1 protein-coding gene is annotated in these 1,248 nt (G+C 57.9%); it reads right to left on the bottom strand.

All coding sequences use genetic code 11. From position 1 onward, the window contains the following. Positions 1-305: 305 nt before the first annotated feature. The gene (locus ACXAJT_RS27565; protein WP_475242208.1) at positions 306-1,157 is read right to left on the bottom strand and encodes an oligosaccharide flippase family protein; all 852 of its coding nucleotides are present in this window, start codon (positions 1,155-1,157) and stop codon (positions 306-308) included. Positions 1,158-1,248 lie beyond the last annotated feature (91 nt).

Here is a 1,248-nt window from a genome sequence, read left to right as displayed (position 1 = left end):
CGCTCAGCCAAAAAAGATCAGACATGTTCACCGCTCGTTTTCGAACGGTGAATCACGCTCGTCCAACCAAATCAATGGGTCCTGACCCTAATTCTCTATGGGGTCGTCCTGCTATTATTTGTGAGAAAGAGCTCTAAGGAGTTCTCCAAGCGCCTAAGGGTTCCAATCACATACGCTCTGGCAAACCTCCTGTTGTGCATCCTCTGGCCGATCACTCTGCTATGTTTTCTGATTATCGCGCGGCCGGGGCGAGGCTGACGAGGGTTTTCGAGGTGCTCCAGACTTTCGCGCTTGCTTTGGCTGAGTCAAAGTGGGGAACGTCGGGCGTAGATTTTCAGCACGAGCTTGCCAAGTTCGCTTTCCGGCCCGTCGGGACGACCTGCAAAGCGCCAGAGGAGTGTGAGCGATCCAAAGTAGAGAATTGAGCCAAGGAGCACTTCCGCAGCAAGTTGCGCGATCAAGAGCGCGCGGTCGTCCAACTCGCCGACGACACTCTTAAGCGCCCAAACCCCGCTGGCCATGACGCCGATGCTGACGAAGGCGCGGAGGTTTATCTTCAATTGCGCAAGAATGCTGAGCCCGATCAGCCGTCGCGCGAGGTCCATGTCGACAAAGACGATGATCAGCGTCGTGATCACGCGCGCCCCTACGATCCCAGGCAGGCCAAAGAGCGCGAGCCCCAGAAGGAGGACCGGCATGCGCAGGAAAAAGACGATCAGGTTTCGGAGGAACAGCAGCCGGGTCTCTCCGCAGGCCATGGCGAGCGGATGCGAGATCGTGCCCATAGTTTGTATGGCAAGCGCGGCGGACAGCCATTGCACAATGTAGACCGTTGCTTGCCATTGCGCATTGAGCAGCGCTGCAATCAGCGTGTCGGCCACCAGCGCGAAACAGATGCCGACAAACAATGTGGCGGTGTTGGTGATGCCGCGGGTTTTTTGATACGCCATTCGAATACGCGCGCAGTCCCCTTGTGCCTCGGAGCTCTTGAGCACCGCGGCGAGGCCCGGATAGGCGATTTTGCGGATGGGTACCGCAATCTCCCGAGTTGGGAGTAGCGCAAGGTTGTGCCCGAGTTGAAACAGGCCGAGCTGCGGCACCGAGAGCCATTTTCCGACGATCAGCGGGTCAAGACGGGAATTCAACGTGTTGACCAACTGGAGACCTCCGATAACCCGTTCGGCGGCCACCGATCGTCCGGTCGAATGCGCTAATGCGCTCGCTGGCGCGGCACGTTTAATTTGCTAG

The organism is Salipiger sp. ABF4_146, from assembly GCF_056161345.1.
This window is presented reverse-complemented; position numbering and strand designations above follow the sequence as displayed.